At 44.8% G+C, this 8,862-nt stretch carries 7 protein-coding genes; 3 read left to right on the top strand and 4 right to left on the bottom strand.

Going from position 1 to position 8,862, the window contains the following annotated elements:
- A partial coding sequence (locus tag RIG66_RS22010) for a transposase (RefSeq protein WP_446380865.1) occupies window positions 1-289 on the top strand: 289 nt, incomplete at its 5' end.
- Window positions 290-517: 228 nt separating this feature from the next.
- Here the strand turns inward: RIG66_RS22010 and RIG66_RS22005 are convergent.
- The 4 genes from RIG66_RS22005 to RIG66_RS21990 form a co-directional block, all read right to left on the bottom strand.
- Window positions 518-2,125 (bottom strand): alanine/glycine:cation symporter family protein, encoded by a 1,608-nt coding sequence (locus RIG66_RS22005; protein ID WP_446380864.1) that lies wholly within the window; start codon window positions 2,123-2,125, stop codon window positions 518-520.
- 231 nt (window positions 2,126-2,356) lie between these two features.
- Window positions 2,357-3,832 carry an MFS transporter gene (locus tag RIG66_RS22000; protein ID WP_446380863.1) on the bottom strand — a complete coding sequence of 492 codons (1,476 nt, stop codon included), beginning with the start codon at window positions 3,830-3,832 and terminating at the stop codon, window positions 2,357-2,359.
- A 451-nt stretch (window positions 3,833-4,283) separates the two neighbouring features.
- Window positions 4,284-5,591: a glycoside hydrolase family 3 N-terminal domain-containing protein gene (locus tag RIG66_RS21995; RefSeq protein ID WP_446380862.1), complete on the bottom strand. Its 1,308-nt coding sequence runs from the start codon at window positions 5,589-5,591 to the stop codon at window positions 4,284-4,286.
- 348 nt (window positions 5,592-5,939) lie between these two features.
- Window positions 5,940-7,457 carry a DEAD/DEAH box helicase family protein gene (locus RIG66_RS21990; protein WP_446380861.1) on the bottom strand — a complete coding sequence of 506 codons (1,518 nt, stop codon included), beginning with the start codon at window positions 7,455-7,457 and terminating at the stop codon, window positions 5,940-5,942.
- A 156-nt stretch (window positions 7,458-7,613) separates the two neighbouring features.
- Here RIG66_RS21990 and RIG66_RS21985 point away from each other — a divergent pair, with 156 nt between their 5' ends.
- Both RIG66_RS21985 and RIG66_RS21980 read left to right on the top strand, forming a co-directional pair.
- The gene (locus tag RIG66_RS21985; protein WP_446380860.1) at window positions 7,614-7,967 is read left to right on the top strand and encodes a DUF2499 domain-containing protein; all 354 of its coding nucleotides are present in this window, start codon (window positions 7,614-7,616) and stop codon (window positions 7,965-7,967) included.
- 120 nt (window positions 7,968-8,087) lie between these two features.
- Window positions 8,088-8,387, top strand: a complete 300-nt coding sequence (locus tag RIG66_RS21980) for a DUF3593 domain-containing protein (RefSeq protein WP_446380859.1) — start codon at window positions 8,088-8,090, stop codon at window positions 8,385-8,387.
- Window positions 8,388-8,862: the final 475 nt, after the last annotated feature.

The raw sequence follows: 8,862 nt of genomic DNA, 5'->3' as shown, positions 1-8,862 counted from the left end.
CGAAAAAAAGAAGCAAGCATTAGAAGACGAGAGAATTCGTAATACTATTGAGGGAAAATTTGGAGTTTCTAAACGTAGATTTAGCCTGAATCGAGTCATGGCTAGACTGCCACATACTTCAGAAACAGCCATTGCTATTACATTTTTAGTAATGAATCTGTCTGCCCTGCTACGGCAGGTTTTTTGTCTTTTTTTGTTTCTTTCCACAATCAGGTATTTTTCAGTCTTTAATTATGATCAAACCTTATCATTAAGAGGAAATAAAGCCGGAAATATTTATGTTTATTAATAGTTCAATAACTAATTAGTCAATCGGTTATTTTTCTCCGACTTATTCAGCAAGCCCTAATTATTAATTGTTCATTTCCGTGTAGCTTGTGTGAATGGAAGCGATTACCATGAGATTCTGAATTTTTCTCTGAAGCCAGGGCGGGTTTAGTGACATCTGGATGACAAGAAACCAGAATAGTGAAACCCGCCCCTACAACTTACAAAACTCAAAATTTGTTGGGAGGCATTAGTTTCCAGTTTGGTGGGAATCTCCCAGAGTGGCGAGCTTTTCTGCATAAGTTGGCATTTGCCCCGAACGCAGCCGCTCCATATAATTGCTGATGTCTCCCGCCACCTCATTGGAGAGAAAATAAGCACCAATTAAGTTGGGAAGTGCCATCATCAGCAGGGTTAAATCGCTAAAATCAATCACCGCACCAGGAGTAACAACGGCACCGATAAACACACAGGCGACAAAAATCAGCTTATAGATGATAATGGTGCGTTGACCAAAGAGATATTGCCAGGAAATCTCGCCGTAATAACTCCAAGAAATAATTGTGGAGAAGGCAAACAGGAAAATTGCAATCGTGAGAACAATCGGAAACCAGGTACTAACTGTAGCAAAGGCATTCAGTGTCATCTGAGAACCATCGATCGCTTCACCCGTATCTTGATAGACACCCGTTAGGACAATCATGATTCCAGTCATATTGCAGATGATGATCGTATCAATAAACGGTTCCAAGAGGGCGACAATCCCTTCCCGCACTGGTTCATCAGTCCGAGCCGCCGAGTGCGCGATCGCGGCTGAACCAATTCCTGCTTCATTGGAGAAAGCACTGCGCCGCACCCCTTGCACGATAACGATAATAATACCGCCTTCAATACCGCCTTCAAGCGCTTCTGGGACAAAAGCTTGGCTAATAATTGTAGCGATCGCGGCAGGAACTTGGGGCAAATTCACCACCACAATCCACAGACACCCCAAGATATAAATCACCGCCATTGCGGGCACCAGCAACCCCGTTGTCGAAGCAATTCGCTCAATCCCACCAATAATCACAATCGCGGTTAACACTGCCAAAACCAGACCGACGATCCATCCCTGCATCCCCGGAAATGTACCCACAAAGGCGATGGCAGCTTGGTTAGACTGGAACATATTCGCGCCGCCCATTGAACCAAAAATCGCCAGCACGGAAAAAATAATTCCTAATCCTTTTCCCAGAGGACCCAACCCCATCTTGGTTAACCCGCGTGAGAGCATATAAGCTGGTCCCCCAGCGACTGTACCATCGGGTCGTTCGATGCGATATTTGAGTCCCAGGGTACATTCAACCAACTTAGTTGTCATACCCAGAAAAGCCGCCAGTGTCAGCCAAAACATAGCGCCTGGACCTCCCTCCTGGATTGCCACAGCCACGCCAGCAATGTTGCCTAATCCCACCGTTCCCGACAACGCCGTCGCCAGCGCCTGAAAATGGGAGACTTGTCCCTCTTCCTCTGGGTCATCATACTTACCCCTTACCACATCAATTGCATGTTTAAAGGCACGGATATTGATAAAGCCCAAGCGAAGCGTAAAGAAAATACCTGCCACAATCAACCACAGTACAATCAGCGGAAAACCACCGATGTCGTAGAAGAGAAACTTAAACAGGACAGCGACGATTGCCGAGAATACACTGTCGATCGCATTCAGGAAACCCTCAGAGGTTTCAGTATCTTGAGCAAGAACTCTAACGGGAAAAAAGAGCAGCAACAAAGTGGCTAGCAATAACGCCGCTAGCTGTCCCCGTCGTTGACGTTTAAGCTGCATCGGGGAAATTGGCTGTTTTCTAGGGTATGTCATCGGTAAATTTGATTGCCAACGTGATATTGATCGGGTTATTCCACCCAGGCGAATTAGAGGAAGATTATAGCAAAATGATCACGACTTGAACGATAAATAAACAACTTTCGGTCTATCACTGGACTGGGGTTGTGGGATGTGGAGTGTGGGGTGTGGGGTGTGGGGTGTGGGGTGTGGAGAATAGCAGCTAAAGGATAAAGGAGGTGACAAATACCAATTTTAGTTACAGCGTCACTCAAGTTCCAAACCTTCGTTAGTAGAAGTATCAGTATCATCAATACCTGACTTGCGTTCCTGAAGCTGTAACAGAATTTCTGCATGAATTTCGCGAGTGATGGGATAGAAATATGCCAAAATTAATCCACAAAGTAAGAACACGGTAGGCAATGGACCAACAACTAACCGAATCGCCAGCAATGCTGAAGCAGGTTGTTCCGGTATCGGTTGACCCGGTTCACTACTCAAAAACCCCGAAAAATCTAGCGCTTGTCCCACGAGAAACAACCCCAACGCTAATCCCATTTTTTGCAGGAGTACCATAAACGAATAGAATATTCCCTCGCGCCGTTGACCCGTATTTAGTTCATCTAATTCAATCACATCGGGTAACATTGACCAAGGGATAAGATAGGCAATGGCAATGCCAAACCCTGCCATGACAAAGAGGAGATACATTAATCCCACCTGATCCCGTGGTAAAAAGAATAATCCGCCTTGGGCGACAATCCAGGCACTCATTCCCATAAAATAAACAGCCCGCTTCCCGACGCGCTGACTCACCAAATTCCAGACAAAAAGCATCACTAAGGCTACACATTGAACCACTAAGGCGGCGGTAAAATAGGACTCTTGACCCATCCAGTTAACCAAATAATAGGGAATAATCGCCGCTGTTAACTGAAAGGCTAACCAAGAAAACAGATAAATCCCGATGACATACAGAAAAGGACGATTCCTAAAGGCAATTTTTAGCTGTTCTAAAAAAGGGATTTCCGTTTCATTACTCTCCTCCACCGTTTGCTGCGATCGCCGTTCCCCCGCCGCCGTTGGATCTGTGGTTCCCCACACGCACCAATAGGCGGGTAGAACAGACAGAATTGTACAGATGAGTCCTAAGACTAGATATTGTGTTTGATCATTGGGAATAGCTTTAAAGATAAATTGACCTAAGGCTAAGGAGAGAATACTCCCACCAATGGAGAAGGCAAAGCGAAAACTATTCAAGCTGGTACGTTCGTTGTAATCTTGAGTCAGTTCTGGCGTCAATGCGGTATAGGGCAAATTGACACCTGTAAACGCCATGTTGAATAAAATACTAACAATCACGTAATACCAAAACAGCGCCGACTGATTGATAGGGGGTACAACCCATTGCAGGAAAAAGAACACACCAAAGGGAATACCGGATAGAATCATCCAGGTATGGCGTCGTCCCCAACGGAACCGAGTGCGATCGCTTAATAGTCCGACAATGGGATCATTAATCGCATCCCAGATTTTGCCGATTAACAGCACCGTACTGGCTAACCCTGGACTTAATCCAGCTACATTAGTGAGGAAAATTAGAAAGGAGAAGGCTAATAGGGTAGCCGTAATCCCCGCCCCCATATCACCCGCCCCGTAAGCCATTTTCGTGGAAAGATTAAGTTTTTCTGGTTGGGCTGGTTTTGGTGGAACTGAAGACTCTGATGGAGCGGGATTACTCATTGCTGTTTTTTCTTGCTTAAACACGTAAATTTAACACAACTTATTCAGTTTGACGAATCATGAGTATTTTTCACTAACGTATTCCTCCATGTCATGGACGTACCAGTTACCCTATTTGTTCTACTGATCCAACGGTTCCAGGAGAGGACACCCGATCAAAGTGAGTGGGCGACAGGTGTTAATTGATGCAGGCGGATCACCTCTACAAGTGTCTTTCAGGTGTTTATTTTCTGGCGTCAACCCAACCTACAACCGATTCCACCATTTTAAATGCATATAAAAAACCTCAGCGCCTTTGCAGAACCGATGTTCTTGTTGTCGCTGAGGGTAAACTGAAGGATGCGTTTGATATATTTATCAATACATAAATAATTTTAGGCGATCAGGAAATGTTGCCAATGTTGCCATTTCTTATTAATTTACGCCTCACCGTTTCTTATTTATTCATAATTCATAATATTTTCCTGATCGCTTGCTTGAGTCTTGTATTACTACTTTTCAGAACGGTAATATCTAAACGATTAGCCGATTCAGCCTGAAGCAAAGCATTCATCGCGTTGTAATACAAATCGGTGTCGTAAGCCATTAAGATTAAATCAACTCCAGCGTTAATGGCTTTTACCGTAGCCGCCTCTAACCCATCTCGACTGCCATAAACCGCATGCATACTAAAATCATCTGTAATCAGAATGCCATTATGCTGCCATTTGTCTCTAATAATGTCTGTAACAACTTGTTGAGAAAACGAGACAGGATGGTCAGGATCAACGGCAATTAATTGAGCGTGTCCCAACATGGTAAAGGCGTTTGTTTTGCTCATGACTTCCCGAAATGGCACCCAGTCTGCTTGGGTTAATTCCGCTACCGACGTTTTCAATTGAGCATCCTCAAGATGGGTATCCGTATCCACTCGTCCCAATCCAGGGAAATGTTTAATGGTACAGGTTACGCCATAGTCGGCTAGGGTTTGGCAATACCATAATGCCACCTTAGCCACAATATCTTTATCGGCGGATATGGCTCTCAGATAAATTTTAGAATACTTATCTTCAGAACTGATAACCCCATAATTTAAATCCACGACTGGGGCAAAGTTTAAATTAATACCAATTTTCGACAATTCTTTACCCTGAATACTAGCATAGCGGATAACGTCTTCTTTGGCGCTATCGATATCTTTTTCATCTTTAATAATTGATGATAAGGGGGGTAATCGAGTTAAAGGCGGAGATAATCGCGAGACAATACCGCCTTCTTGATCCGTGACTATCCACAAGGGTGATAACCCCTGATTGGCGCGAATGGCTTGTAACGATTGGATTTCTTGGTTAATTTCGTCTGGGGTTTTATTCTGGATATTTCGTCTAGTGATAAAGACACCCGCGATCGCGCCTTTTTCAACCAGAGTTTTTACCTCCTCAAGATTACGATAACCCACGATAAAATGCTGACCCAGAGTTTTCAGTTGGCTTGCTTCTCGATTGAGAATCGCTTGTTTAGTCAAGTGGAACTTAACTTCCGTCGTCACCGCCAAAGAAAAACTGAACGACGCGATCGCTAAAATCAAAACGCTGAAAATAACGTGTCTTTGGCTTGAATTTCTCGTCCAGCCTGAAATTTCCGAAACGATTAATCCTAAACTGAGGATAAACACCAAACCAAATGCCCAATCCCTTAAATTTGCCAGCCATGGCGTTCTAAAACAAACTGCCGGAAACACTAAACTGACAGCCAAACCCAGTTTTACGAGTTTTATCAAAAGTTTAATTAACACAGTCATTGCTCATAGTTAAAGGAACAGGACAGAGTAAAGTAAGTAGTCGGATTTTCATTAAACTTAATGGTGGAGATTAGGTAACAGGCAACAGTAATAGTTTGAAGCTTCTTAAGGTTTCTTAGTATAGGGGACAGAATTTATGTCCAGGTACTTATATCGTTTCCAGTTATTTCTCAAATCCTATAAAAGGTTGAATTTTTTCCTAAAACTCCCTCTGCGAACCTCTGCGCTAACCTCTGCGTCCCTCTGCGTTAAAAACGGACTTAATCTGAATGGAATATAGTAAGTGATGTGGCTTTTATAGCACTAAAGCGCAACGACAAACCTCTATCATACGTCATACTTACCCGGAGACTCGGCGGCTCTCGGCGACTGAGAAGGTTTCACTTCGTAAGGTTGAGAAGGTAAAATTTCCAACTGTCGATGTTTCGGCTTCTCCACTTCCTTGGGTTTAGGTTTGGGTTTAGCTTTGCCTTTTCCACTGGAACCGCGTCGCCGTTGCGATGTTCCTTCTTCACTGGTATTTTCTGCAACAACTTCATACAATATCGCCAACTTATTCTGATCCGTTCCCTTGCGTAAGACTCGCCCTAATCGCTGCACATATTCCCGTTCTGAACCTGTTCCCGATAAAATAATCGCCACTCGTGCATCAGGAACATCAACGCCTTCATTTAAAACATGGGAAGCGACCAATATTTTATAGTCTCCCTCGCGAAATCGTTGGAGAATCTCGTGACGTTCTTTGACGGGAGTGTGGTGGGTAATCGCCGGAATCAGCAATTCTTGGGAAATCCGATAAACTGTGGCATTATCATTCGTGAATACCAAGATCCGTTCCGGATAATGTTTCGCGACTAAATCGGCTAATACTCGTAATTTTCCTTCCGTTCCTAAAGCAATTTCCTTAGATTCCCGATGTGCTAACATAGCGCGACGCCCTTGTTGAGAACCCGCACTGGCTTGCACAAACCGTTGCCATCCGTCTAAACTACTTAGGTAAATATTCGACTCTCTTAGAAAATCATTCCGCAGTTTCAGACAAGCATCGTAGCGATCGCGCTCTTGGTGTGATAGTTTAACTTTAATCTGCACCACCTTATGTTCCGCCAAGGCTAACCCAGCCAAGTCATCCGGGCTTTTGCGATAGACTTGTTGACCAATTAAACCATCTAAGTCATTATGACGCCCATCAGTACGCTCCGGGGTAGCCGTAAGTCCGAGTCGGTAAGGTGCGATCGCGTATTCAGCAATTGCTCGATAAAAGTCAGTGGGTAAATGGTGACATTCGTCAAAAATTAACAACCCGTATTGATTTCCCAGGGATTCGGCGTGAATCGTGGCACTATCATAAGTAGCAATTAAGATTGGCGTGCGATCGCGCGAACCTCCGCCTAATAATCCAACTTCCACATCCGGAAACGCGGCTTCTAACTGGGCGTACCATTGATGCATTAAATCCAAGGTGGGTACAACAATTAACGTACTGCGAGGCGTCGATTGCATCGCCAGTTGAGCCAGATAGGTTTTTCCGGCGGCGGTAGGTAATACCACCACCCCGCGACGCCCTGCTAATTTCCAGGCTAATAAGGCTTCCTGTTGATGGGGATAGGGTTCCATCTCAAAGCTGGAAACCAACTCCAAAGGAATAAATTCCTTCGCATCATCAATAAAATCAACCTGAGAGGCTTGCAGCACTTCCACCAGGGGGCGATAGTGCATCCCTGGAATCCGAAACTTTTCCACCCGATCATCCCATGTCGCATAATCCACCCACGCCTTACCCCGTGGGGGTGGATGGAGGAGTAGAGTTCCCCGATCAAAAGTTAATTTTGGGGTACGCGCCATTCGTTTCTTCTGTATTAAGTCCCCTCAGTTATTGTATAGTGCCATAGTCGAGGGCGCGATCAGCTATCTGCATACTGTTTTAGAGCTAAGGCAAAAGAGCGACAGTGGGGGTTAGAATGATTGAGGTTGTGCGATCGCGTCAAGTAAACTTTCTCTATGCATGCCCTTTCAGTTCCAACGTGGATCATTCACGTCTCTAGCGTTATCGAATGGATTGCCGCTATCTGGTTAATCTGGAGTTATGGTGACATTACAGGCAATCGATACTGGTGGGCATTGTCTTGTGCCATGTTTCCTGCCTTAGTCGGTGCGATGTGTGCTTGTACCTGGCACTTTTTTGACAATCCTGAATCGTTGGATTGGTTAGTTACCCTGCAAGCCTCGATGACGGTATTAGGAAATATTACCCTTTGTGCTGCCGCTTGGTGGATTTGGCGCTGTGCGCGAAAATCTGATCAGAGTGATAGCAGCGAACCGGAAAAATCTAAGACGCCTGTTGATGTTGTTTAGCTAAACTACCCGTTCAGTGGTACAATAGATGACTTTATTTTTTGCAAAATCAATCCGATTCGGTGACAAACTAATAAGGGCGCACGTCTATGCGCCCCTACGTTCTGTGAATGTAATGTGATGATTTCCAAAGATACTTTATTTGCGGTTTCCTTATTCCCTTACCTAGGTTTTTTGTGGTTTCTAACTCGTTCCGGACAAACCCCACGGTTGGCACTGATTGGATTTTATGCGCTGTTGGTGTTTGTGGGAGTGACGATTCCGGCGGGAATTTATGCCAAGGTTGCGTTTGGGGAACAATTAGCCAATGTGGATTGGTTGCATGGGAGTGCTGAGTTTTTTTTAACCCTATCTAATATTTTGGTCGTGTTAGGTTTTCGCCAAGCGATTATTCAAAAGTCACGCTCCAGTCAGCCCTGAACTAAAGTCAGCCCTGAACTAAAGTACTCTAAGAGAAGCCGCTCCGCGTCTACGGGCTAAAAGCTAAAACCCGTTAAAACGGGTTCAAAGATTTACCGAGTAAGCTTTAGCTTACTTAAACTTTAGGCTGGAAGAAATTTATTTCCTGGCGTCCAAGTTCTTAATCACTAAGTAGGTGGACACAATTAAACTTAACGGTTGAGATCAGGGAACAGGGAACACCTCGACTGCGCTCGGTGTGTCACAGGGAACAGTAAGGGTTTGAGGGCGATTTGTAAAACTTAATACAGTACCGTTTTCTTTGGTTCGACTACTTATTGAGCCGCGAGATGGGTTTAATTGTTCCCTACACCCCACACCCTACACCCCACACCCTACACCCCACACCCTACACCCCACACCCTACACCCCACACCCTACACCCCACACCCTACACCCCACACCCTATACCCTACACCCTACAGCGCTTGTCGGG

This window comes from Coleofasciculus sp. E2-BRE-01, assembly GCF_040221695.1.
GTDB lineage: Bacteria > Cyanobacteriota > Cyanobacteriia > Cyanobacteriales > Coleofasciculaceae > Coleofasciculus.
This window is presented reverse-complemented; position numbering and strand designations above follow the sequence as displayed.